Below are 25,639 nucleotides of genomic sequence, written 5' to 3'. Positions count from 1 at the left end.
GATACATTTTCTTCGAAAAATACTTTTCCCATTTGCTATTTTATACGGATTCATTACCAGTATTCGGAATTTTCTTTTTGATAAAGGAATTCTTGAATCCCATTCTTTCGACATTCCAATTATTGCAGTTGGAAATTTAAGCGTTGGCGGAACTGGCAAAACTCCCCAAATTGAATATTTAATTCGGTTGCTTTCACCAAAATACAAAGTGGCTACTTTAAGCCGTGGATATAAAAGACAATCCGAAGGTTTTGTTTTGGCTGATTCCAATTCTAATGCCAGAATTCTAGGTGATGAACCTTTTCAGTTTTATCAAAAATTCAAAAATATTCAAGTAGCTGTTGATGCCGATAGAAAAAACGGTATAGAAAAACTGCTTTCTCAACCTCAAACCCGAGGCATAGCCGAACAGAGCGAAGCTAAACCAGACGTTATTTTGCTTGACGATGCTTTTCAACACCGAAAAGTTAAGGCAGGTTTTTATATTCTGCTAACTTCTTATGGCGATTTATATTCGGATGATTTTATGTTACCAACGGGAAATTTGCGGGAGAGCAGGAGCGGAGCCAAAAGAGCCAATGTTGTGATTGTTACTAAATGTCCGCCCAATCTTTCGTTGATTGAACAAAGTAAAATTGCAACCCAATTGCAATTGGCTTCTAGTCAAGAATTGTATTTTTCTTATATTGATTATGATGAATCGATTTATTCAGTAGAAAAATCTATTCCTGTTAGTGAAATCAAAACGTTAGATAAATTACTTTTGGCAGGAATTGCAAAACCAGATCCGTTTTTTGCTCATTTGCAGAATGAAAACGATGAAAAATTGGTTTATCCAGATCACCATCATTTTGCAGAAAATGATTTATTGGAGATTAAAAATAAAGCTCAAAATAAGATAATTATAACTACTGAAAAAGATTTTGTTCGATTAAAAGATAGTATTTTTAGCGAACAATTGTATTATTTGCCAATAAAAAGTTCCTTCCTTTCGTTAAATGAAAAATTGGATAAAACGATTTTAAATTTTGTGGAAAAGGTATAATGAAACGAAAGTGATTTTTAGTTTTATATGTGTTTTGAAATAATAGAATAAAAATCATCAGGTACAAAAGGTTTTGTGATCACATCGTTCATTCCATAAGACAGCAGCATTTCTCTATTTTCGTTCAAAGAAATTGCCGTAAGAGCAATAATTGGAGTTTTTGTATTGAATTTTCTTATTTTTTCAGTAGCTATTGTTCCGTTTATTCCAGGAAGATGTACGTCCATCAAAATCATATCAAATTTGTTGTTTCGGATTGCTTCTATTGCGTCCTCACCATTATCAATAATTTCGCAAGAAACACCTTTGTTCTCCAGCATTTTTTTAGAAATCATTTGGTTGATTTTGTTGTCTTCAACTACTAATATCTTTTTATTGATTAGGCTTAAATCATTATCTAGTTTGATTTTTTTATCCACTTTTTTAACTGGTTTTTCAGTTTCTTCAAATGGTAATTCAAATTTAAAAGTAGAGCCTTTGTTAACGATGCTTTCGAGTTGTATTTCGCCCCCCAAAATATTTACAAGTTTTCTCACGATAGTTAGTCCTAAACCTGTTCCGCCATATTTTCTGTTAATATCTACCGATCCTTGAGAGAAACTATCAAAGACACTGACTAGTTTGTCTTCTGGAATTCCTATTCCGCTGTCTTTAACTTCAAAGTATATGAGGGTTTTTTTATCTTCTAGCGAAATGAGTTTTGTAGTCACACAAACACTTCCGTCATGTGTAAACTTTAAGGCGTTATTAATCAAATTCATTAATATTTGTGATAATTTGGTAGGGTCACCTATCAAATAGTCTGGAATATTTTCGTCAATTTCGAGATGAAAATAGTTATTGTTTTCTGAAGCCAATTCTTTTAAAGAATTTTGGATATTCTCTATTAATAATTTGAGGTTAAAATTTGTGTTTTCTACTTGTGCCTTACTGGAATCTATTTTGTTGATTTCGAGAATATCATTGATAAAATTCGTTAGGTAGTTTCCAGAAAATTGTAAAGATTCCAGATAATGCATTTGGGATTTCTTTGGTTTTTCTTCCAAGAGCAAGTGGGTAATTCCGTTGATGGCGTTGAGTGGTGTTCGAAGTTCATGACTTACTGTCGAAAGAAATTCAGTTCTTGCATTCGATGCTTTTTCAGCCTTTTCTTTGGCTAAAATTAGTTCCTTATTTTTTTCTTCTAATAATTGATTGGATCGAGTTCTGATGATATTGTTTTTGTACAACGATAAACTCAATAGGGATAATATAGAAATTAAGGCTATTGCAAGAATGCTGATTAATTTGGAGAATTTACTTGTTTTTTCTTGCTGTTGAATTTCTTTGTTCTTTTTAGCAGCTTCAATTAACCGTTCGGATTCCTTGAATTTTTCGTAATCATCTACTCCTAGTTTTTCATTGTCTAAAAGGGCTATGCTTTCTTTTAAGTTGGTATGCAATTTTAAGAAAGAATAAGCCTTGTTTCTGTCTAGCATTTTTTCATGAACAGTACTCAAGGCTAGTAAAATTTCAGATTTTTGCTCTAAATTTTTAGTTTTTGTATTCAATTCCAAAGCTTTGTTGAAATAATTTAAAGCCAAATTATTTCTGTTATGCAACATTTCTATAGTTCCCATTTGGTACAATGCCCATGCTTTGGTGTTTAAAATTGCTGGATAATCTGGTTTGGCTACAATTTTTCTAAAGATATAGGCGGCTAAATCAATTTTTCCGTTAGCTTGATAGATAATTCCTCTTTGAAGATTAATTAAATCGGTAGTAGTATTTATTTTTAGGGTTTTATAAAGTGATTCAGCTTTGTCAAAATTAATTTTAGCAGTCGAAAAATTCTTTTTCTGCATGTAACACATTCCCAAATAATAAAAATTATAGGCTTGTGTGTTGGAGGCTTGTGAAAGGTCAGTGAGTGATAAACTTTTATTAAAAGCGTTTATGGCGTCATCGTATTTTTTTACGTCATAATATAGTTTGCCTAAATTAAATGTTTGTATTGCTTGATCATCAATTCGATTGTTTGATTTAGCAAAATGAATGCCTTTTTGAGTGTAATATAAGGCATTTTTGTACTTGTTTTCAACGGTGTTATTTTTACTTAAATTACTGTAATAGGCAACACTGTCTATTTTCTCATTCAAATTCTTTTTTTGTGAAAATGAAAGAGTACTTATCAAAATAAAATAGGCTAGGAAGAATCTCATTTTATGATTTGTAAAAAAGAGATAAAGGTACTAAATTATTTGTTAAGTTATTAAAATAATTAAGTCAATAATTCGTGAAGAATAACCAATTTCATTGTCATACCAGCCTACTACTTTAACCATTTTATCGATTACAGAAGTTAGTTGAGCATCAAATAAACAAGAATTTTGGTTTCCAATAATATCAACAGAAACGATAGGGTCTTCCGTATAATCTAGGATTCCTTTCAAATTTGTTTGCGAAGCAATTTTAAAAGCAGCATTGATTTCCTCAATGGTCACAGCTCGTTTTACATTGAAAGTAATATCGGTCAATGAACCATCAGGAACGGGAACTCGAATACCACAACCACCAATTTTGCCCTCAAATTCTGGAAAAATTTTAGTCAATGCTTTAGCAGCACCAGTTGTTGTTGGAACAATAGATTGACTTGCTCCACGAGCACGACGCAAATCTTTGTGCGGTTGATCGTGTAAACTTTGATCAGTGGTAAAAGAGTGAATTGTAGTGATATATGCTTGCTCAATTCCGCACAATTCGCTGATTATTTTTAGCATCGGAGCAGCATTGTTTGTAGTGCAACTGGCGTTAGAAATAATGGTTTCTGTTCCGTCTAGAATGTGTTCGTTCACACCAAGAACTACTGTTTTTATGGTGTCAACTTCAGAAGGAGCAGAGAGAATTACTTTTTTGGCTCCAGCCAAAATATGAGCATTGATTTCGTCGAAAGTTTTATATTTTCCAGTCGATTCTACTACAATGTCTATATTGGCAGATTTCCAATCTAGTTTTGAAATATTTTTTTCGTGGAAGAAAAGGAAGTGTTTTCCATCGATAATAATTCCTTTTTCATCGTGTGAAACTATCGAAGGTAAAACACCGTGAATACTATCGTATTTAATCAAATGAGCCATCGTTTTTTTGTCGGCGATGTCATTAATGGCAATAACTTCAATAGTAGGGTGGTTCAAAAGCAAGCGGAATAAATTTCGTCCAATTCTTCCAAAACCATTTATGGCAATTCTTGTTTTCAAGGGAATCGTTTATTTGGTTATTCGGTTATTCGGTTATTCGTTAAACAAATAACCGAATAACCAAATAAACTTTTTTATAAAATATGTTTTTGTGCTTTATAAGAAGAACGTACCAATGGACCACTTTCTACATGGCGGAATCCTAATTCTAATCCGAAAGCTTCGTATTTAGCGAATTGTTCTGGAGTGATAAATTCTTTTACAGGTAAATGTTTTTTACTGGGTTGCAAATATTGGCCAATAGTAACCACATCCACATTGGCATTGCGTAAATCTCTCATCGTTTGGAAAACTTCTTCTTCTAATTCGCCAAGACCTAGCATAATTCCAGATTTGGTTCTGTTGATTCCTTTTTCTTTCAGGTATCTTAAAACCTCAAGACTTCTGTCGTATTTAGCTTGAATACGCACTTCACGAGTCAATCTTCGAACGGTTTCCATATTGTGTGAAACCACTTCTGGATTGGCTTCTACAATTCGGTCTATGTTTCTTTCGATACCTTGAAAATCTGGAATTAAGGTTTCCAAAGTGGTAGTTGGATTCATTCTGCGAATCGCTTTTACTGTTTCTATCCAAATAATTGAACCTCCATCTTTCAAATCATCTCTGTCCACACTGGTAATTACAGCGTGTTTGATTTTCATGATTTTGATAGAACGCGCTACTTTTTCAGGTTCATCCCAATCTACCGTTTCGGGTCTTCCGGTTTTTACACCACAAAATCCACAAGAACGGGTACAGGTATTTCCCAAAATCATAAAGGTTGCAGTTCCTTCTCCCCAGCATTCGCCCATATTCGGACAACTTCCAGAGGTGCAAATGGTGTTCAATTTGTAATTGTCAACCAAGCCACGAAGTTCTGTATATTTTTGACCAATTGGGAGTTTTACTCTCAACCATTTTGGCTTTCCAACAGGTAATGCGTTTTCTACAACAGTTTCCATAAATCAAATTTTGAAAGTGCAAAGATAAGCAAAGTTGATTGTAGATTGCAGATTTTAGATTTTAGATTTCGTTGCAAAAAATGCAAGATTGTGTGATTTCTGTTTTTTGTTATTCAAAGTCAAAATATAGGTTTAAAAAATCTAAAATCCGAAGTCTAAAGTCATAAATCTTTCTTCTATCTTTGGCTTCCTTAAAAAAATAAATATGAGCGCAACCTGGTACGAATGCAAAGTAAAATATAGAAAAACAGACGACGCTGGAAACCAAAAAGTTACCACCGAACCGTATTTAGTTGATGCCATTTCTTATACAGAAGCAGAATCTAGAATTAACGAAGAAATGAAGGCTTATATTAGTGAAGAATTTAAAATCACAAATATAAAAGTGGCGAATTATGCCGAGATTCATCCGTTTGAAAATGCGGATCGCTGGTTTAAATCCAAAATAGCATTAGTTGCTTATGACGAAGAAAGTGGCAAAGAACGCAAGACTAATTGGTACTTTTTAGTACAGGCGAATGATGTCAAGGAAGCATTTGACAATACTGTTTTGACAATGAAAGACACTATGGGAGATTACAGTATTCCTGCTATTTCCGAATCGCCTATTATGGATGTTTTTCCTTATTTTAGTGGGGAAGAAGACGAATTGGAACAATTAGAAAAGTTCAATGCGCTTAAAGCTTCTAAACCTGAAATTGTTTCAGAAACAGAAGATACAATGGAATTTGATGCTGAAGTTGTGGCTGAAAGCTATTAATTGGATTAGCATTTATAAACAAAAAAAGAGACTTGCTAGAGTCTCTTTTTTGTTAATGAAAACTATTATTGATACTCAATTTCAGGTAATTTTTTCTTTATTTCATTCAAGATGGATTCGTTTGATTTTTCTTTGGATGAAAAGTACACTTTCTTCCCATTAGTTTTGGTGAAAAGAATATAAGAACCCTTATCTTCATTGATGATTAACTTGATTACTTCATCTTGGTCGGTTTTGAAATAGCCTTTTCGTATTTTTCCAACCGCAAATCCGTGAGTCTTACGAACAATATTGGGCAATGCTTTGACTAATGCAATGTTTTGAATTTCGTTTTGATTCAGCGTTTCCGAATAACTGCCTGTAAATTCAATAGATTGTGGATGGACAATTAATTTATCTTCTTTAACTCCAGAATACATCATTCCAATCACAAAAATCAAAGCAGCAATAAGAATATAAATGCCTAATTTATTCCATTTGGTATTTATATTTTTAGAGAATTTACGACTGCTCCACATAAAATAGCCGTAAGCAAGAATAGGATAGATACCTAGAAAAATCCCTCCAACTTCTTCATTGATTAAATAAGTGATGAGTAAACCCAATACCAAATAAGAAATTCCCAAAAAGAGATGAAACTTTCTGAAATAAGGAATATAACTTTTAATATCAAACTTTTGTCTGTCTTCTTCTTTCATGGTATTGTATCCTGAAAGTAGGTATTTGGCATTATTTTCGGTTACAATAAATCCTATTGCAATAAAAAAAAAAACTCATTCCGATTAGTATGTAGATCATAAGTTTTTATTTAATTATAAGTTTTTGAGTAGATTTCAATTTTCCAGAACTTATTACTACAAAGTATATATTGGCATCCAAATTAGCACGATTAATTTCTAATTCATGAGTTCCCGCATTTTTATATCCATCAAAAAAGGTAGCTATTTCTTTTCCTTCAGAAGTGAAGAGTTTGATTGAAATATTTGATGACTCGTCTAATTGGTATTTTAAAATAGCAGAAGCAGTAACCGGATTAGGCGAAATTTGAGTTGATAATTGTTGTTTTTTAAAATTTTGAATGGCTAGATAGTCGGTCGTTTTTATGAAATTTGCAGGATTAAGTGCTGCGTGGGTAATTTTTACAGAATGAATAGCTCCCTTGAACCACGCTACTTGATTCATTCGGACACCTATTGAGGTTTGACCAGAATTTACCACCTGATAAGCAACGGATCCTATTAACTCCTGAACTCCATTTACATAATTTGTCATTACGCCATTTTTGTAAGTCAAGGCTACATGAACCCAATTATTCAGACTGTGTACTAAAGAATAATCCAATAAAGTTTGATTAGAAGCTCCAGATTTAATAAAGGTGTCCAGACTCCAATTCAAATTATTATTGTTGCGCAGTTCTGCCAGTATTCTATTATTCTCGTCTTGTTGAAAATGAAGATAACGCTGTTCCACTGCTCCGCCTGAATAGGGTTTTAAAATAATTTCAATAGTAAATTCAGTGGCTTCGTTCATCGGATTATTGTTTACCAGAAGACCATCTTTTATTCCGTCAAATTCAATGGCATTTCCCAGATCTGTTTGAATCACTTTAGGATTTCCGCTTACAGTTACCGCATTTCCGCCAATTTGAGTAAGGTTGTCTATACGCCAATGAACCGTTTTTACTTGAGCATAAGAAATTGTGGAAATTACCACTATTAGAATTAGAGAAATTGATTTTTTCATTTACTATTTATCGTTATTACACCTATAAAACGTGTTTTAAAAAAGCTTATTGGTTTGGTTTATTGTTGATTAGGATGTGAATATAGTAAAATTTAGTTTTAAAATATAAATGAAGTATTCTTAAATTTTTTTTATTCCAGGAATTTTAAATTTTTTATTTAAAAAATAAACCGCAAATTCGCAAATCAAATCAAGCTTTGATGCTCAATAATTTGCGAATTTGCGGTTTAATAATTTATTTAAAAAGTTGCTTTTATCGAATTCCTTTCACAAAGCTTTCAATTTTTCCGCTTCCGTTTTCTTTCAAATGAGTGATGAAAGCACTACCAATAATAGCACCTTTGGCAAATTGTGTCGCTTGGTTAAAAGTCTCCGCATTATTAATTCCAAAACCAATAATTTGAGGGTTTTTCAGATTCATATCGGCGATGCGTTTGAAATAAGTTTCTTGTGTGTTTCCAAAACCAGCACTTGATCCTGTAACACTTGCTGAACTCACCATATAAATGAATCCATCCGAAACGCTGTCTATAAAACGAATACGCTCTTCTGAAGTTTGTGGTGTAATAAGGAAGATGTTTTTAAGGCCATATTTGTCGAAAGTGGCTTTGTATTCATAAGCATACACATCCACAGGTAGGTCAGGAATGATTAAACCATCGATGCCAATCTCGGCACATTTTTGACAAAAAGCTTCTACACCATATTGCAACATAGGATTGAAATAGCCCATAATCACTAATGGAATGGTTACGCTTTTTCGAATGTCTTTGAGTTGATCAAACAAAACTTGAGTAGTCATTCCGTTTTGCAATGCGGTGGTAGAACTAGCTTGAATGGTTGGACCATCAGCCAATGGATCACTGAAAGGTAATCCGATTTCTATCATATCAACGCCATTTTTTTCTAAATCCTGAATGATTTGTACGGTATCGTTTAAACTCGGATATCCCGCCGAAAAATAGATGGAAAGTATCTTTTTGTTTTCTTGTAACTTTTGATTTATTCTGTTCATTTTTTTATTTAATGATTTAAAAATTGAAAGATTTAATGATTTGTATATCAATAATTTTTCAATCTTTTAATTCTTCAATCTTTCAATTTTTATCTCAAATACGTCCAAGCAATCTCATTCGATTCCAATTGCACTTGAATGCGTTTGTAATGAATACCCTCGTAAGTATCAGCTTGTTGGAGTTGAAACTCTGTCAATTGATAAAGCATTCCAGTAACTACATCTTCTGGATTTTTGGTTTCTACAATAATAGGATAAGGAGTTACTCCAAATTCTTCTTCAATTTTGATTTCTTTAGTTACAAAACCAGTTACTGAATCGGGAGTTCCTGTCAGGACTTTTCCAAATACAGTCTCCTGAATGCGTTTGTCTTTTAAAGTTCCGTATGCGAATAAATTTTCCATTTTTTTGCAGGGTTTTAATGATTCTTATTTTACGTTATTGGATTTTTTTGAAATACCAGAGGTGTAATCAAAGGCTTTAAAAAAGCAAAAACGTATAAATTATATTTTAAAATATTCTATGTAATTATTCAAATCTTTGTCACCACGACCCGAAAGGCTGATTACAACAATATCGGTTGTTTTGAATTTTTTTTCTTTAAAAATTGCTAATGCGTGCGAGGATTCGATGGCTGGAATAATCCCTTCTAGTTTGGATAATTCAAGACCCGATTGCATAGCATCGTCATCGGTCACAGAGAAAAATTCGGCACGTCCTGTTTCTGCTAAATGAGCGTGCATGGGACCAACTCCAGGATAATCTAAACCAGCCGATATTGAATATGGTTCCGTGATTTGACCGTCTGGGGTTTGCATCAATAAGGTTTTACAACCATGAATAACACCTACTTTTCCAAGTTTACTAGTGGCTGCACTGTGTCCAGAATTTACTCCTTTTCCAGCAGCTTCAACAGCAATGATACCTACTTCAGGTTCGTGTAAAAAGTGATAATAGGTTCCTGCAGCATTACTACCACCACCAATACAAGCCACTACATAATCAGGGTTTTCACGACCTTCTTTTTCTTTCAACTGCCATTTAATTTCTTCGGAAATAACAGATTGAAAACGGGTAACCATATCTGGATAAGGATGTGGTCCAATCGCTGATCCAATGATATAATGAGTGTCAACTGGATTGTTGATCCAATCGCGGATGGCTTCGTTAGTGGCATCTTTTAATGTTCTTGAACCTGAAAGTGCTGGGCGAACTTCAGCACCCAGCATTTTCATGCGGGCAACGTTTGGTGCCTGACGTGCAATGTCGATTTCGCCCATATACACAATACATTCTAATCCCATTAAGGCGCAAACGGTAGCAGTAGCAACTCCGTGCTGACCTGCACCTGTTTCGGCAATAATACGTTTTTTGCCTAGTTTTTTGGCAACTAAAATCTGTCCAATAGTGTTATTGATTTTATGCGCTCCTGTGTGGTTCAAATCTTCTCTTTTTAGATAGATTTTAGTATTGTATTTTTCAGAAAGTCTTTTTGCAAAATACAACGGACTCGGACGGCCGACATAATCTTTTAATAATTGGTCAAATTCTGCCTTGAATTCAGGTTGGGCAGTAATTTCCAAGTATTTTTGACGCAATTCTTCTACATTTGGATATAACATTTCAGGAATGTAAGCTCCTCCAAACTGACCATAATAGCCTTTTTCGTTTACGTTGTATGACATTGTTTTATTTGTTTTATTTGGCGTAGAGACGTTGCATTGCAACGTCTTTACTGCAATTTTACACAATTCTATGTTTTTTAATCCAGGTTCTATTTCAAATTTACTGTTTACATCAATGGCATAAACGGGTAAATTGGTTTTCGAAATTTCATTTACGGCTTCTACTTCTTCAATTCCAATTCCTCCGCTCAGGAAAAATGGTTTTGTTGAAGGGTATTTTTCTAATACTTTCCAGTCGAAAGTAGTTCCGTTTCCGCCGGGTAATTTTCCTTTGGTATCAAAAAGGAAATAATCACAAACCGATTCGAAAGGTTTTAAGACCTGAAAGTCAAAGGTATCTAAAATGGAGAAAACTTTAATGATTTCAGTTTCTTTTGGCAGACTTTTTTTCAAAGTTTCACAAAATTCTACTGATTCGTGACCGTGTAACTGAACAGCCTGTAAATCGTGTTTCAATACTTTTTCCACAATTATGGCTACGGTTTCATCTACAAACACTCCCGTTTTCTTAATTGATGTTGGTAATGTTGGAATGATTCCATCAAAATAGCGAGTTGATTTCTCCCAAAATATAAAGCCCATATAATCAGGTAGAAGCGAAGCTACTTCGAGAATATTGTCGGGGTATTTCATTCCGCAGATTTTGAGTTTCATAGTATGTTGTTTTAACCACAAAGTTCGCAAAGAAGGCGCAAAGTTCACAAAGCTTTGTGTGCTTTGTGCTTACTCCGTGTTCTTTGTGTTTAAATTAATTTTGAGATAAATTCCGTTGCTGCTTTTCCAGCATTGTCTGTTTTCATAAAGTTTTCACCAATTAAAAAACCTTTATAGCCAAAAGGTTTTAATTCGTTTATGGCTTCGATGGATGAAATACCGCTTTCAGAAACTTTCACGAAATCATTTGGAATTTGGGCAGCTAATTCCTTACTGAAATCCAGACTTACTTCGAATGTTTTTAGGTTTCTGTTGTTTACACCAATCATATCCAAAGTAGGCATAATTGATTTTTCTAATTCTTCCAAATTATGCACTTCCAATAATACTTCCAATCCTAAACCTTTGGCAAATTCAGATAAAGATCTGATTTCTTCACGAGTTAAAACCGCTGCGATTAATAAAATTAAATCAGCTCCGTGGGCTTTGGCTTCCAAGATTTGGTATTCGTCAACAATGAATTCTTTTCTCAATAACGGAATGTTTACCGAAGCTCTTGCTAATAATAAATCATCTAAAGAGCCACCAAAATATTTGCCATCTGTAAGGACTGAAATTCCACATGCACCAGCACTTTCGTATCCTTTTACCACTTCTTCAACTGTGAAACTATAATTAATTTCAGCTTTGGATGGCGAACGGCGTTTGTGTTCGGCAATAATTCCGGAGTTACTATTTCTTAAATTTTGACTTAAAGAAATCGTCTTTTTTCCAAAGAAAACCGAGGCTTCCAATTGTGAAACCGGAATGATTGATTTCTTTAATACTACTTCTTGTTTTTTGTCAACTATGATTCTATCTAAAATATTCATTATTTATCTACTTAATTCTTGTAATTTATTTAAAGCCAAAAGTCCTTTTCCAGAAAGCAAACTTTCTTTTGCTAATTCAAATCCTTCTTTTGGTGAACATCCTTTTACAGTTGAAATTGCCATTGCGGCATTGGCACAAACCACGTTATTTTGAGCTTCAGTTCCTTTTCCGGAAATGATGTTCATAAACATTGCTGCCGATTCTTCGATGGTTTTTCCGCCTTCGATTTCACTTTGTGACAATTGTCGAACACCAAAATCTTTGGGTTTTATTACGCCTTCCATTCTTTTTGTAATGGTCTTCGTTGCACAGGTCAAAGATACTTCATCATAACCGTCTAACGAATGTAAAATGGTGAAATTTATATCGGTGTTTTGGTATAAATACGCATACATTCTTGCGAGTTCCAAATTGAAAACGCCTACCAATTGGTTTTTAGGAAATGATGGATTTATCATTGGTCCCAGCATATTAAAAAAGGTTCTTACGCCTAATTCTTTTCGGATGGGACCGACGTTTTTCATTGCAGGGTGAAATAACGGTGCGTGCAAAATGCAAATTCCCGCCTGATCAATACATTTTTCCAGAAAGTCATTGTCATTGCTGAATTTTACTCCCAGTTTTTCCATTACATTGCTTGAGCCTGAAATAGAGGAAACCCCGTAATTACCATGTTTGGCAACTTTTATTCCTGCTCCAGCTGAAACAAAGGATGCCAACGTGGAAATGTTAAAAGTGTCTTTGCCATCGCCACCAGTTCCGCATAAATCGATGGTGTTGTAGGCTGATAAATCAACACGAATGCACAATTCTAACAAGGCTTCACGAAAGCCTGCCAATTCATCAATGCTGATACTTCTCATCATATAAACGGTAAGAAAGGATGCGATTTGGCTTGGATTATAACCTCCGTTGGAAATGTTGACTAATACGTTTTTTGCTTCTTCTTTCGAAAGTAGTTCGTGGTTGATAAGCCTGTTTAATATGTTTTTCATATTGTTTTTATTTTGATTACAACGTAGAGACGTTGCACTACAACGTCTCTACGATTTTAACCAATTTTCTAAAATCTTCTTCCCGTTTGGTGTCAACACACTTTCTGGATGGAATTGTACACCTCGAACATCAAATGTTTTGTGACGCAAAGACATTACCTGTCCGTTTTCGTCGAATGATGTGGCTTCCAAAACATCAGGTAAATTGGCATCAACAACCCAAGAATGGTAACGTCCTACTTCGAATTCGTTTCCTAAACCTTCAAATAAAAGTTCGTCATCAACAGATGTTTTTACCATGGAAGAAACGCCGTGATACACTTTATCTAAATTAGAGAGCGTTCCACCAAAAACTTCTCCAATAGCTTGTTGACCAAGGCAAACGCCAAGAATGCTTTTGGTTGGAGCATATTTAGCAATTACCGCTTTCAATAAACCTGCTTCATCAGGAATTCCAGGTCCAGGAGAAAGTAATATTTTGTCGAAACCAGAGATTTCATCGATATCAAATTCATCGTTTCTGTAAACGGTAACTTCACAATCTAAATCTTCCAGATAATGCACTAAGTTGTAAGTGAAGCTATCGTAATTGTCTATGACTAGTATTTTTTTCATTTTGTTTTTTATTTAAACTTTTAGGTTCTTGCTGTTGCGACTGAACACTAAAATGCTTCGCCAGTTCGCTCTCGCTCGGGTCTGAACACTGATTACTTTTTTAAATTGTTTCTGCTAAATCCAATGCTTTATTCAATGCCAATAATTTATTGTACACTTCCTGCATTTCGCTTTCTTCGTCAGAACTTGCCACAATTCCAGCACCTGCTTGCGAATGTAATTTGTGATTCTTACTTAAGAAAGTTCGAATCATAATCGCGTGATTGAAGTTGCCTTCGAAATCCATAAAACCGATAGCGCCTCCGTAGAAATTACGATTTGTTTTTTCGTAATCTTCTATCAATTGCATCGCTCTGTGTTTTGGAGCTCCGCTTAAAGTTCCTGCCGGGAAGGTATCGGCAACGACTTGCATTGTTGTGGCTTTTTCGTGTAAATGCCCTGTTACTTTAGAAACCAAATGGATTACGTGAGAGAAAAATTGAACTTCTCTGTATTTTTCTACTTCCACACCGTGTCCGTGACGGCTTAAATCGTTTCGAGCCAAATCAACTAACATCACGTGTTCACTATTTTCTTTTTTGTCTTCGGATAGTTTTTTGGCAAGAACGGCATCTTTTTCGTCATCGCCAGTTCTTCTGAAAGTTCCTGCGATTGGGTGAATTTCGGCTTTGCGGTTTTTGACAATAATTTGGGCTTCTGGTGAAGAACCAAATATCTTGAAATCACCATAATCAAAAAAGAATAGGTAAGGAGAAGGGTTGATACTTCTTAATGCTCTATAAACATTGAATTCATCGCCTTTGAAACCTTGTGTAAATCTTCTTGATAAAACCAATTGAAACACATCACCTCTGTGGCAATGTTTTTTGGCTAAAGCCACATTGTGTTTGAATTCTTCGTCGGTTAAGTTGGAACTGCCTTCGCCGTCTCTGGTAAATTTATAAGAAGCAATATTTCTAGATTGTAATAATTGTTCGATTTCTGAAATATTATTTTTTCCATCCAGACTGTGACAGAATATATACGCTTCATTTTTGAAATGGTTAATAGCAATGATGTTTTGATAGACTGCATAATACACATCCGGAATGGTAGTTGCTGCGTCTTTTTTGGCGATGGTTACTTTTTCGAAATAACGAACGGCATCATAAGAAATGTATCCAAACAATCCATTATTGATGAATTTGAAATCGTTTTTCTCGGAATTGAACTGTCCTGAAAATTCCTGAATTACTTGTGGAATATCTGTTTTTGAATCTATCGAAATCGTTTCTGTAGTTCCGTCAGGAAAGTTTTTGAAAATAGTTTCATTTTCGATTTTAATAGAAGCAATCGGGTTGCAACAGATGTAAGAGAAACTGTTGTCGTTACCATGATAATCGCTACTTTCCAAAAGAAGGCTGTTTGGGAATTTGTCACGAATTTTAAAATATACGCTTACCGGAGTAATGGTGTCGGCAAGGATTTGCTTGTAATGAGTATTTAAAGTAAATGTTTTCATTTTGTTTTATTATTTAATGGAGAGTTTTAGCTCCAGTATTTTTGAAATAGAAAAAGGCTTGTCGTGATGACAAGCCTTTTATATTTATAGTTTATACTATAGGTGCTTTGTTCACGACGATTGACGTAAATTGTTCCACCACCAAGTATTGTTTAAAATCGTTTTCATTTGACAAATATATAAATCAAATTTGATTATTCAAATAGTATTGAATAAAAAACACTATTTTTTTTGATTTTATTTGAAATAAGAAACCCTGACAATTTCTTATCAGGGTTTGCTACTATTTTATATTCTAAAATTAGAATTTCAAAGTCACTTTCAATTCGAATTCGTCAGAAATTGCTTTGTCTCCAATGCTTTCGAAGAATGATTTTGAACCGTATTTAATATCGTAAACTGTTCTGTTTACATTGAATGTTGTTGTTGCGGTGTTGCCAGCAACAGTCAAATCAAAAGTTACAGGTTTAGTGATTCCTTTGATAGTTAAATCAGCAGTAGCAGTGTAAACATTTGTTGATTTAGCTCCGATTTTTTTGATTACTAAAGTAGCTGTTGGGTATTTAGCTGTTCCAAAAAAGTCATCTGCTTTTAAGTGACCGTCTAATTTGTCTTTGTATTCTCCAGTAAGATCAGTTGCTGTTAATGAAGTCATGTTTACAGTAAATGTTCCACCAACTAATTTTTTTGATTTGAAAACTACATAACCGTCTTTGAAGTTAACAGTTCCATTGTGTTGTCCTGTTACTTTTTTTCCTACCCATTCGATAGTACTTGTTTTTGCGTCAATTTTCTTTGTTTGAGCTGTTACTGAAATGGTAGCGAATGCTACGAATGCTAATGCAATTGATTTTAAATTTTTCATTGTGTTTAAATTTTGATTGTTTGTATATAATTAAAGTGTGATAAATAATTCTTCGTTTGATTTTCTAACTTTTGCGTAATGTTGGGTATCATCTTCTTCGCTACGGTATCCAACAGTTGCAATTAAACTAGCATTTAAACCTAAAGCATCTAGGCCTAATATTTCGTTTACAGCAGCAGGCGAGAAACCTTCCATTGGAGTCACATCGATTTTCAATTCAGCTGCAGCGTTTAGTAAATTTCCAAGTGCCAAATAAGTTTGTTTAGAGTTCCAAATATTTTGAGCATCTGCTGATAATTCATTGATTTTTCCTTTCATAAAACCTTGGTATCCTGCCAATGCTTCTAATGGGATTTCTCTTGTGTTGCTGATGTTGTCGAAATAAGCATCTACTTCAGCTTCGTCGATAGTGGTTCTGTTGGCAAAAACGATTAAGTGTGAAGCATCAACAATTTGAGTTTGTCCCCAAGCAGCAGGTTGAATTTTGGCTCTTAATTCTGGGCTTTCGATGATTAATATTTTGTAAGGTTGTAATCCATAAGAAGAAGAACTCAAACGGATAGCTTCTTTCAAAGTGTTAAAATCTTCGGGTCTAATTTTTTTGGTTGCATCAAATTTTTTTGTAGCGTATCTCCAATTTTGATTTTCTAAAAAAGTACTCATATTATGTTTGTATTTATTTTTTAATTGTGATTTCTATATTTTTCTAACAGTCTATTCAATTCAATTACTTCATCAGAATCTAAATTATTTGAGAAATATTGTTCGTGAGCATTTACTTTTGGATCAAGGTCTTTCAAAACATCTAAACCTTTTTGTGTAATTTTAACTTCAATTTTACGTCTGTTTTCTGGGCATACTTCTCGGGTTACTAGTTCTTTTAGCAATAATTTATCCACTAATCGAGTGGTATTACTTGTCTTGGCTAGCATTCGTTCCTGAATCACACACATATTGGCAGGGCAACCTTTTTGACCTCTTAATATCCGTAGCACATTGTATTGCTCTCCTGATATGTCGTAAGGTTTTAGGATTTCATTAAAATTATCAGTAATAACATTTTGAGTATACAAAACGTTCAGAATAATTTTTTTTGAATTATCCAGAGGAACGGTTGATTTTATTACTTCTTCAATTTTCATATTTGTATATATGTTATATGTTGGTACAAATGTAGTATGTTTTTTATTTGTATATACAAATGTATTGTTAAATTTTAGTTAAGAAATATTTTTTTGGTTCAAATGATTGGTTTGTAGGTTTGTTTTTGGTGTGATTTGTTTCGATTCTGTAAGATGAGTTTTTAGAGTAAATGTGAATATAAGGTAGATAAAGATAGTACAGGATGTGTTTTAATGTATTTTTTTACAGTTTATTTGATAAATTCGTAATTTGACTTGTTTTATGTTTGTCCGAAAACGTTTTCTTGGAATAATTATCTAATTAACAATAAGCACACTTACTTTTAGGTAAAAACTTTGTAATTTTACCAAAAACAATACTATGAACTTAACACAAGAAGATTGGGTTTCTCAATTTGAAGCCGACGATAATTCAGTAATTCTGGATGTAAGAACCGAAGCAGAGGTTAACGAAGGGATGATTCCTAATGCTATCAATATCGATATTTATGAAGGTCAAGCTTTTATAGATAAATTGGAAGCTTTAGATAAATCGAAAAATTATTATGTGTATTGCCGCTCTGGTGCTAGAAGTGCCAAGGCTTGTGAGGTAATGAACGAACTTGGTTTTGAAAACGCCTATAACTTATTAGGTGGATTTTTAGAATGGAATGGAGAAGTAGAATAGTCTAACCTAAATATGAAGTGAAATCTTCATTTTTATTCACGCTTTCGAAAAGAAAGCACAACACAATTATAATGAATACAATACCAAAAGAATTTCAAATTGACTCAATACTAGTTCAAGACACTTATTTAGTTGATGGAGAATTAAAAAAATGGACAGGTCAAATAACACCTGTTTTTTCTACAATATCTTCTACAGAAAAATACGAACCTACTTTGTTAGGAAGTATTCCAGCTATGGGAGAAAAAGAGGCATTAGAAGTTTTAGAATCAGCTTCGTCTGCTTATAATAATGGTCAAGGTTTGTGGCCAACAATGAAAGTAGCGGATCGCATCAAGTGCATGGAGAAATTCGTTGCACAAATGAAAACCACAAGAACAGAAGTTGTTAAACTTTTGATGTGGGAAATCGGAAAATCATTAGGCGATTCAGAAAAAGAATTCGACAGAACGGTAGAATATATTTATGATACCATCGAACATTACAAACAATTGGATAGAAGTAGTGCTCATTTCAAAAAAAGCCAAGGCGTAAATGCAATGATTCGTCGTGGACCACTTGGAGTTGTTTTGTGTCTGGGACCTTATAATTATCCTTTGAATGAAACCTTCTCTTTGCTTATTCCAGCATTGATAATGGGAAATCCTGTGATTTTCAAGCCAGCAAAGCACGGTGTTTTATTGATTTCTCCTTTATTAGAAGCTTTTCAAAACAGTTTTCCAAAAGGAGCTATTAATGTAATCTACGGAAGAGGTCGTGAAGTGGCTTCGCCTATAATGAAATCTGGAAAAGTGGATGTTCTAGCTTTGATTGGAAACAGTAAATCAGCAATAGCTTTGCAAGATCAACATCCAAACAAAAACAGATTGCGTTTGGTTTTAGGTTTAGAAGCAAAAAATCCAGCAATTATTTTACCAGATGCCGATTTAGATTTGGCTATCAACGAATGTATCGTGGGAACTTTGTCTTTTAATGGACAACGTTGTACTGCTTTGAAATTATTATACGTTCACGAATCAATTGCGGAAGAATTCAACAAAAGATTTTCTGCAAAAGTAGATGCACTTGTTTTTGGAAATCCTTGGGATAAATCCGTTTCGCTTACGCCATTACCAGAGAAAGACAAACCAGCTTATATTCAAGAATTGATTGACGATGCTACTAGCAAAGGAGCCAAAATCATCAATGCAAAAGGAGGAGAACTTTCAGAAAATTATATTTTTCCTCCAGTGATGTTCCCTATAAACAAAGAAATGCGTTTGTATCACGAAGAGCAATTTGGACCAATTGTCCCTATTATGACTTTCAAAGATATTCAGGAACCATTGAATGATATGGCAGAGTCTAATTACGGACAACAAGTGAGTTTGTTTGGACAAAATATCAAAACCATTGCACCGCTTATTGATGCTTTAGTGAATTTAGTTTGTAGAGTAAACTTGAACAGTTCTTGTCAAAGAGGACCAGATTTATATCCTTTCACAGGGCGTAAAGATTCGGCTGTGGGAACATTGAGTATTTTTGATGCTTTGCGTTCGTTCTCAATCAGAACTTTTGTAGCTTCGAAAGACAATGATTATAACAATGCTATTTTGCAGGAATTATTGAATAGCAAAGAATCGAATTTTATCAATACCGATTATATTTTGTAAAAATCAAATTTGAATTTATAAAAAAAAAAACTCATTCTGTAAAAGGAATGAGTTTTTTGCTTTTTAGGCGTTTTCAGAAAAATACCTTTGCTCAATTCGCTTAATATCTTTTATAGAACTCCTTGCCCAAGCCAATCGTTTTTCTAAAATTTCAGTTTCAGTTAAATGCCAATTCACATCAGATTGCCTTAATCTATTGGTGAGATTTTGAATAATAATTGCTGCGGAAACCGAGATATTTAAACTTTCCGTAAAACCCACCATCGGAATTTTAAGGAAACCATCTGCATTTTGCATAATTTCCTCTGATAATCCATCTCTTTCTGTTCCGAAAAACAAAGCACTGGGTTTAGAAATATCAAAATCATCTAAAAGACAATCATTCTCGTGTGGTGTGGTTGCAATAATTTGGTAGCCTTGATTTTTCAGTGTATCCAAACAATTAGTCACATTATCGAATTTATTAATATCAACCCATTTTTGTGCCCCCATCGCAATTTCCTTGTCGATACTTTTACCATAACGTTGTTCAATGACATTCAGTTCCTGAATTCCAAAAACCTCACAACTACGCATTACCGCACTGGCATTGTGCATTTGAAAAACATCCTCTACAACTACTGTAAAATGTTTGGTACGGTTTTCTAATACTTTCAGAAACTTGGATTTTCTATTGTCGGTCAGAATGTTTTCGAGAAAAGCGAGATAGTCTAAATCAATCATATTATGGAATTATTTTTGGTAAAAATAGTAAAAAGGAGTAGTTTTATTTCGAATTAAAATTCAGATTAAAACAAAAAATTAACCGCAGATTCGCAGATTTTTTTTGAATTATTTTTTAATAATCTGCGAATCTGCGGTAAAAGCATTTTAAATATGAAAAAGAAATTAGTCGTCTTGACCGGAGCAGGAATCAGTGCCGAAAGCGGAATCAAAACCTTTCGTGATGCCGATGGACTTTGGGAAGGTCATAATGTAATGGATGTGGCAACGCCTGAAGGTTGGAATAAAAATCCTGAATTAGTGCTTGATTTTTACAACCAAAGACGCAAACAATTACACGAAGTACAACCCAATCTTGGACATCGAATCTTGGCGGAATTAGAAAATGATTTCGAGGTGCATATTATTACTCAAAACGTAGATAATTTACACGAAAGAGCGGGAAGCACAAAAGTTTTGCACCTTCACGGCGAATTGTTAAAAGTAAGAAGTACCAAAAACAAAAATTACATTCTGGACTGGGAAACCGATTTAAATTCCACCGATGTTGATGATAATGGACATCAATTACGACCACACATTGTTTGGTTTGGCGAAGAAGTTCCAGCCTTGGAAGAAGCAGTAAACATTGTGCAAAAAGCGGATATTCTGATTATAATTGGGACTTCGCTCCAAGTTTATCCTGCTGCAAGCTTGATGAATTTTGCTGATCCTAATATTCCTGTTTATTATATCGATCCAAAACCGGCAGCAATTTATGACTTGCCAAATGATATTAAAATTATTGCTAAAACAGGTTCAGAAGGAATGAAAACGGTTCGAAAAGACCTTGAAAAACTGAAATAACAATTTCAAAAATCAATTGCAATTTTTAAATCTGAAATCTGAAATCTAAAATCTGAAATCTATATCTTTGCGCTTTCTTAAAAACAGCTAACAATGACAACCTTAAACGAATTAAACGCAGTATCGCCAATCGATGGAAGATACAGAAGCAAAACCAGTTCACTTTCAAAATATTTCTCTGAAGAAGCATTAATCAAATACCGTGTATTAGTTGAAATTGAATATTTTATTACGCTTTGCGAAATTCCTTTACCACAACTAAAAGACGTAAACCCGAATGTTTTCGAAAGTTTGCGTGACATTTACAGAAATTTTTCTACCGAAGATGCACTTTGGATAAAAGAAACTGAAAAAGTGACGAACCACGATGTAAAAGCCGTGGAATATTTCATCAAAGACGCTTTCGAAAAATTAGGATTATCACAATATAAAGAATTCATCCATTTTGGTTTAACTTCACAGGATATAAATAATACTGCAATTCCGCTTTCGACAAAAGAAGCTTTCGAAAAAGTATATATGCCATCCTTAATTGCTTTGACTTCAAAATTAAAAGAATTAAGTGTTGAATGGAAGTCTATTCCAATGCTTGCCAAAACACACGGACAACCCGCTTCGCCAACCCGTTTAGGTAAAGAAATTGGTGTTTTTGTGGAGCGATTAGAAGAGCAAATGCGTTTGTTGTTCAACATTCCGTTTGCAGCCAAATTTGGTGGAGCAACAGGAAATTATAACGCCCATCACGTGGCTTATCCACAAATTGACTGGAAGCAATTTGGTACTCAATTTGTACAGGAAAATTTAGGTTTGCATCACTCTTTTCCAACTACCCAAATTGAACATTACGATCATTTTGCTGCCTTTTTTGATGCGTTGAAAAGAATCAATACTATCATAATTGATTTAGACAGAGATATTTGGACGTATGTTTCGATGGAATATTTCAAACAAAAAATCAAAGCAGGAGAAATTGGCTCATCGGCAATGCCACACAAAGTAAACCCAATTGATTTTGAAAATTCAGAAGGGAATTTAGGAATAGCCAATGCTATTTTCGAACATCTTTCGGCTAAATTACCTGTTTCAAGATTGCAACGTGATTTGACCGACAGTACGGTTTTGAGAAACATTGGCGTACCAATCGGACATACTTTAATCGCATTCGAAGCTACTTTAAAAGGATTGAACAAACTATTGTTGAACGAATCAAAATTTGCCGAAGATTTAGAGAAAAATTGGGCTGTTGTAGCCGAAGCTATTCAAACTATTTTGCGTCGTGAAGCTTATCCAAATCCTTACGAAGCCTTAAAAGGCTTGACTAGAACTAATGAAGCAATAACCAAGGATTCGATTCACGAATTTATTGGAACTTTGGAAGTTTCAGCTGAAATTAAAACCGAATTAATGCAAATCACGCCAAGTAATTTCTTGGGAATTTAATAAAACCAAACTCTTTTAAAAGTACAAAGCAATTATGAAGATTTCTATTCTAAAAATCCTATTGCTTTGTACTTTTTTTGTTTTCATTTCTTGCGAAAAAGAGCAGCCAATACCGAAATCAAAAGCAAAACCCAAGATTGCAGGAGTCATTTTATCCTTTGACGACGCATATATAAATGAATGGTTTGCAACGAATCAGCAATTAAAAAAGTATGGTTGGAAAGGCACTTTTTTTGTTTGCAGAATACATAATTTGAAGCATTATCAAATTAAGAAACTTCTTGAGTTGCAAAATGAAGGCCACGAAATAGGCGGTCACGGATTGAATCACTTAAATGCTGCCGATTATACCCGTGTTCATACCATTAATGAATACATGAAGGATGAAATCAATCCGATGTTGCATTTGATGCACTTTTATGGTTTAAAAGTTAGTTCATTTGCCTATCCTTATGGCGGAAGAACTCAAAAACTGGATGCCGCTTTATTGAAAAAATTTAAAGTAGTCCGAGGAAGAGCATTTAACGAAGAAGTGGCTGATAAACAAGGTTGTTATTTCAATCATTCAAATTTAATATTCAGCTTTAGTATTGATGATACTCACAATGACTTTAATATTCCACATCTTTTAAAATTGTTGGATTTTGCCAAAAAGCACAACAAAATTCTGATTCTGAATAGTCATAAAACGGTGAATGAGGTAACGGGAGATTATCAAACGGAAAATAAAACATTAGAGTATGTTTGCCAATATGTCAAACGCAATAAGTTGAGATTTTACACTGTATCTGACTTGAATAAGTTCCAATAATAAAAACTTAAAATTATTTATAATTCCCTTTTAAAAAGACTTAAAATATCTTTTCAAGGGGATTTTTTTATTCAAAATAGACCGTTAATAAAGCTTTTTAACAAAGTTTAACTATTCAAATAAAGTTTTTTTGTATCTTACCAAAATACAAAGAAAACAGAAAAATACAAGTACAAGCCCTATGAATCCAATAGAAAAAGCTACAGATGTTGCACATCATTTAGAACCATTAATTAGCGATTTAGGATTGATTCTTATGACTGCGGGAATTGCCGTTTTAATCTTTAAAAAATTAAAGCAGCCTTTAGTTTTAGGTTATTTAATTGCTGGTTTTTTGGCAGGAAACCATTTTGACTTTTTTCCTTCTGTTAAAGAAATGAAGAGTGTAGAAGTTTGGGCAGAAATTGGCGTTATTTTCTTATTGTTTAGTTTAGGACTCGAATTCAGTTTCAAAAAATTGATGAAAGTAGGAGGAACAGCTTCGGTTACTGCAGGAGTTCAAATTGTCAGTATGTGTGTTTTGGGTTATGGTGTTGGTCAATGGATGGATTGGTCAAAAATGGATAGTATCTTTTTGGGCGTAATTCTTTCTATATCTTCAACCACCATAATATTAAAGTCCTTTGAAGAATTAGGTGTCAAAACTCAAAAATTTGCAGGAATCGTTATTGGTTCCCTAATTGTACAAGATATTTTGGCGATTTTGATGATGGTTTTGTTGTCAACGGTTGCGGTAAGTAATCAGTTTTCTGGAACCGAATTAGTGATGTCGGTTTTAAAACTCGTGTTTTTTCTTGTCATTTGGTTCTTGGGAGGTATTTTCATTATTCCGACAGTGCTCAAAAAAACCAAACATTTATTGACAGATGAAATGTTACTCATTATTTCATTGGCCTTATGTTTGACCATGGTTAGCTTGGCAGCTAATGTTGGTTTTTCGCCAGCTCTCGGAGCTTTTATAATGGGTTCTATCATTGCAGAAACCACGCAGGCAGAACATATCGAACATTTAGTAAAACCAGTAAAAGATTTATTTGGAGCAGTCTTTTTTGTTTCTGTCGGAATGTTAATTGCTCCCGAAGCACTATATGAGCACGCTATTCCAGTTCTTATCCTCTCGTTTGTTACTATTTTCGGGCAATCGATTAGTTCTACTTTTGGAGCAATATTATCAGGTCAGCCATTGAAGGATTCGATACGAACAGGAATGAGTTTGTCACAAATAGGTGAATTTTCTTTTATTATAGCCACTTTGGGAGTGACATTAAAAGCTACTAATACTTTTTTGTATCCAATTGTAGTAGCGGTTTCGGCAGTAACGGTGTTTACTACTCCTTTTATGATTAAATATTCGTTGCCTTTTTCGGAATATTTAGCACACAATTTACCTCGTAAATTGACCAAAAGAATTGAACGTTATTCGGCTAGTACTCAAGCCATACGTACGGTGAGTTTGTGGCAAACAGTTATTAATGCTTATTTGATTCAAGTGGTGGCACTTGTGGTAATTATTTTAGGAATAATATTGCTTTCTTCTAAATATATTTTGCCGTTGGTTGATGATTATCATTTTGGTAATGCCATGGGAGCCTTGATTACATTGAGTATAATTGCTCCTTTTTTGTGGGCGCTTGCGTTTCGACGAGTAGCTACAGCCGAAGTCGAACAATTAATGTTAGATAGAAAGTCTCGAGGTCCTTTGACTATGTTATTTTTTGTACGCATCGTCTTGTCTATATTTTTTATTGGATTATTATTAAATACTTTTTTCTCTCCAATAATAGCATTAATTGCCTTGATTGTAGCCGTTGTAATTTATTTGATTTTTCAAAAGAAATTACACATTCAGTATCACAAAATCGAAAATCATTTTTTAGCTAATTTGAATGGTAGAGAGTTAGATAGAGCTAAAAGAAGTCGAAGTGATTTAACACCTTGGGACGGACACATGGCTGTTTTTGACATTGCTGCGGAATCTAATATTGCTGGAAAAACTTTGAAGAACCTGCGGTTAAGAGAGTTGTTAGGAGTAAATATTGTATCTATCAAGAGGGGAGAAATTACCATTCATATCCCTCAAGCTAATGAACGAATCTTTCCAGGAGATGAAGTTTGTGTTATTGGTACTGACGAACAAGTACAGAAGTTTAATAAATATTTAGATCAACATGAAATAGATGTTTCTCCAGAGGTTAATGATCCAGAAATTGTTTTACGTCAAATTGAGCTTAAGAATCATGTTTTTCATGGCAAAAGTATTTTAGAATCTAAATTGCGAGAAAAAACAAAAGGATTGATAGTAGGAATCGAAAAAAGAGGAAAACGAACCTTAAATCCAGAATCATCTGTTATTCTTGAAAAAGATGATATTTTGTGGATTGTAGGAGAGAAAAAATTATTGGCTGATTTAGTTCACGATTAATAATT

Annotated in this window: 24 protein-coding genes and 1 pseudogene; 8 read left to right on the top strand and 17 right to left on the bottom strand. The window is 33.9% G+C overall.

The window, feature by feature from the left end:
- The first annotated feature begins 1 nt into the window (after nt 1).
- Nucleotides 2-1,045: a tetraacyldisaccharide 4'-kinase gene (gene lpxK, locus OZP15_RS12530; protein WP_269227938.1), complete on the top strand. Its 1,044-nt coding sequence runs from the start codon at nt 2-4 to the stop codon at nt 1,043-1,045.
- Nucleotides 1,046-1,068: 23 nt separating this feature from the next.
- Here lpxK and OZP15_RS12525 read toward each other — a convergent pair whose 3' ends face one another.
- The 3 genes from OZP15_RS12525 to lipA form a co-directional block, all read right to left on the bottom strand.
- Nucleotides 1,069-3,246 (bottom strand): tetratricopeptide repeat-containing hybrid sensor histidine kinase/response regulator, encoded by a 2,178-nt coding sequence (locus tag OZP15_RS12525; RefSeq protein ID WP_281336274.1) that lies wholly within the window; start codon nt 3,244-3,246, stop codon nt 1,069-1,071.
- A gap of 42 nt (nt 3,247-3,288) precedes the next feature.
- The gene (gap, locus tag OZP15_RS12520) at nt 3,289-4,281 is read right to left on the bottom strand and encodes a type I glyceraldehyde-3-phosphate dehydrogenase (protein ID WP_281336273.1); all 993 of its coding nucleotides are present in this window, start codon (nt 4,279-4,281) and stop codon (nt 3,289-3,291) included.
- Nucleotides 4,282-4,355: 74 nt separating this feature from the next.
- Nucleotides 4,356-5,225 (bottom strand): lipoyl synthase, encoded by an 870-nt coding sequence (gene lipA / locus OZP15_RS12515; protein ID WP_269225787.1) that lies wholly within the window; start codon nt 5,223-5,225, stop codon nt 4,356-4,358.
- A 205-nt stretch (nt 5,226-5,430) separates the two neighbouring features.
- On the opposite strand from lipA, the gene OZP15_RS12510 reads away from it, so the two are divergent.
- Nucleotides 5,431-5,985: a DUF4494 domain-containing protein gene (locus tag OZP15_RS12510; RefSeq protein ID WP_269225786.1), complete on the top strand. Its 555-nt coding sequence runs from the start codon at nt 5,431-5,433 to the stop codon at nt 5,983-5,985.
- A 65-nt stretch (nt 5,986-6,050) separates the two neighbouring features.
- Here the strand turns inward: OZP15_RS12510 and OZP15_RS12505 are convergent, their stop codons facing one another.
- From OZP15_RS12505 to OZP15_RS12450, 13 genes and pseudogenes are all read right to left on the bottom strand, one after another.
- Nucleotides 6,051-6,746 carry a DUF3784 domain-containing protein gene (locus OZP15_RS12505; protein ID WP_349293300.1) on the bottom strand — a complete coding sequence of 232 codons (696 nt, stop codon included), beginning with the start codon at nt 6,744-6,746 and terminating at the stop codon, nt 6,051-6,053.
- 43 nt (nt 6,747-6,789) lie between these two features.
- Nucleotides 6,790-7,728 carry a LamG-like jellyroll fold domain-containing protein gene (locus tag OZP15_RS12500; protein WP_269225785.1) on the bottom strand — a complete coding sequence of 313 codons (939 nt, stop codon included), beginning with the start codon at nt 7,726-7,728 and terminating at the stop codon, nt 6,790-6,792.
- A 253-nt stretch (nt 7,729-7,981) separates the two neighbouring features.
- A complete protein-coding gene (gene trpA / locus OZP15_RS12495) occupies nt 7,982-8,743 on the bottom strand; it encodes a tryptophan synthase subunit alpha (protein ID WP_269225784.1) in 762 nt (253 codons plus the stop codon).
- Between the two features lie 89 nt (nt 8,744-8,832).
- Nucleotides 8,833-9,147 (bottom strand): gamma-glutamylcyclotransferase family protein, encoded by a 315-nt coding sequence (locus tag OZP15_RS12490; RefSeq protein ID WP_269225783.1) that lies wholly within the window; start codon nt 9,145-9,147, stop codon nt 8,833-8,835.
- Between the two features lie 99 nt (nt 9,148-9,246).
- Nucleotides 9,247-10,428 carry a tryptophan synthase subunit beta gene (gene trpB, locus OZP15_RS16280; protein ID WP_349293299.1) on the bottom strand — a complete coding sequence of 394 codons (1,182 nt, stop codon included), beginning with the start codon at nt 10,426-10,428 and terminating at the stop codon, nt 9,247-9,249.
- A gap of 60 nt (nt 10,429-10,488) precedes the next feature.
- Nucleotides 10,489-11,061: pseudogene (locus OZP15_RS16275) on the bottom strand (phosphoribosylanthranilate isomerase); the annotation flags it as partial.
- Between the two features lie 110 nt (nt 11,062-11,171).
- Complete coding sequence (trpC, locus tag OZP15_RS12480) at nt 11,172-11,954, bottom strand: indole-3-glycerol phosphate synthase TrpC (RefSeq protein WP_269225782.1); 783 nt, start codon at nt 11,952-11,954, stop codon at nt 11,172-11,174.
- A gap of 3 nt (nt 11,955-11,957) precedes the next feature.
- Entirely contained in the window at nt 11,958-12,950 is a 993-nt protein-coding gene (gene trpD, locus OZP15_RS12475) for an anthranilate phosphoribosyltransferase (protein ID WP_269225781.1), read from the bottom strand.
- Between the two features lie 48 nt (nt 12,951-12,998).
- Nucleotides 12,999-13,565, bottom strand: a complete 567-nt coding sequence (locus tag OZP15_RS12470) for an anthranilate synthase component II (protein ID WP_281336271.1) — start codon at nt 13,563-13,565, stop codon at nt 12,999-13,001.
- Nucleotides 13,566-13,665: 100 nt separating this feature from the next.
- A complete protein-coding gene (locus tag OZP15_RS12465) occupies nt 13,666-15,066 on the bottom strand; it encodes an anthranilate synthase component I family protein (protein ID WP_269225780.1) in 1,401 nt (466 codons plus the stop codon).
- A gap of 301 nt (nt 15,067-15,367) precedes the next feature.
- A complete protein-coding gene (locus tag OZP15_RS12460; RefSeq protein ID WP_281336270.1) occupies nt 15,368-15,931 on the bottom strand; it encodes a YceI family protein in 564 nt (187 codons plus the stop codon).
- A gap of 30 nt (nt 15,932-15,961) precedes the next feature.
- Nucleotides 15,962-16,594 carry an NAD(P)H-dependent oxidoreductase gene (locus OZP15_RS12455; protein ID WP_269225779.1) on the bottom strand — a complete coding sequence of 211 codons (633 nt, stop codon included), beginning with the start codon at nt 16,592-16,594 and terminating at the stop codon, nt 15,962-15,964.
- Nucleotides 16,595-16,614: 20 nt separating this feature from the next.
- A complete protein-coding gene (locus tag OZP15_RS12450; protein ID WP_281336269.1) occupies nt 16,615-17,073 on the bottom strand; it encodes a MarR family winged helix-turn-helix transcriptional regulator in 459 nt (152 codons plus the stop codon).
- Nucleotides 17,074-17,434: 361 nt separating this feature from the next.
- Between OZP15_RS12450 and OZP15_RS12445 the strand changes: the two genes are divergently transcribed.
- On the top strand, nt 17,435-17,740 hold the full coding sequence (locus OZP15_RS12445) for a rhodanese-like domain-containing protein (RefSeq protein WP_269225778.1): 306 nt from the start codon (nt 17,435-17,437) through the stop codon (nt 17,738-17,740).
- A 71-nt stretch (nt 17,741-17,811) separates the two neighbouring features.
- On the top strand, nt 17,812-19,392 hold the full coding sequence (locus OZP15_RS12440) for an NADP-dependent glyceraldehyde-3-phosphate dehydrogenase (protein ID WP_281336268.1): 1,581 nt from the start codon (nt 17,812-17,814) through the stop codon (nt 19,390-19,392).
- Between the two features lie 63 nt (nt 19,393-19,455).
- Here the strand turns inward: OZP15_RS12440 and OZP15_RS12435 are convergent, their stop codons facing one another.
- Nucleotides 19,456-20,115 (bottom strand): TrmH family RNA methyltransferase, encoded by a 660-nt coding sequence (locus OZP15_RS12435; protein ID WP_281336267.1) that lies wholly within the window; start codon nt 20,113-20,115, stop codon nt 19,456-19,458.
- 153 nt (nt 20,116-20,268) lie between these two features.
- Here OZP15_RS12435 and OZP15_RS12430 point away from each other — a divergent pair, with 153 nt between their 5' ends.
- The 4 genes from OZP15_RS12430 (at nt 20,269) to OZP15_RS12415 (ending at nt 25,634) form a co-directional block, all read left to right on the top strand.
- Entirely contained in the window at nt 20,269-20,961 is a 693-nt protein-coding gene (locus OZP15_RS12430) for an SIR2 family NAD-dependent protein deacylase (RefSeq protein ID WP_269225776.1), read from the top strand.
- Between the two features lie 93 nt (nt 20,962-21,054).
- The gene (gene purB, locus OZP15_RS12425) at nt 21,055-22,401 is read left to right on the top strand and encodes an adenylosuccinate lyase (protein WP_269225775.1); all 1,347 of its coding nucleotides are present in this window, start codon (nt 21,055-21,057) and stop codon (nt 22,399-22,401) included.
- A gap of 34 nt (nt 22,402-22,435) precedes the next feature.
- Nucleotides 22,436-23,212, top strand: a complete 777-nt coding sequence (locus OZP15_RS12420) for a polysaccharide deacetylase family protein (RefSeq protein ID WP_269225774.1) — start codon at nt 22,436-22,438, stop codon at nt 23,210-23,212.
- A gap of 181 nt (nt 23,213-23,393) precedes the next feature.
- Complete coding sequence (locus tag OZP15_RS12415; protein WP_281336266.1) at nt 23,394-25,634, top strand: cation:proton antiporter domain-containing protein; 2,241 nt, start codon at nt 23,394-23,396, stop codon at nt 25,632-25,634.
- Nucleotides 25,635-25,639: the final 5 nt, after the last annotated feature.

This window comes from Flavobacterium eburneipallidum (assembly GCF_027111355.2).
GTDB lineage: Bacteria > Bacteroidota > Bacteroidia > Flavobacteriales > Flavobacteriaceae > Flavobacterium > Flavobacterium eburneipallidum.
This window is presented reverse-complemented; position numbering and strand designations above follow the sequence as displayed.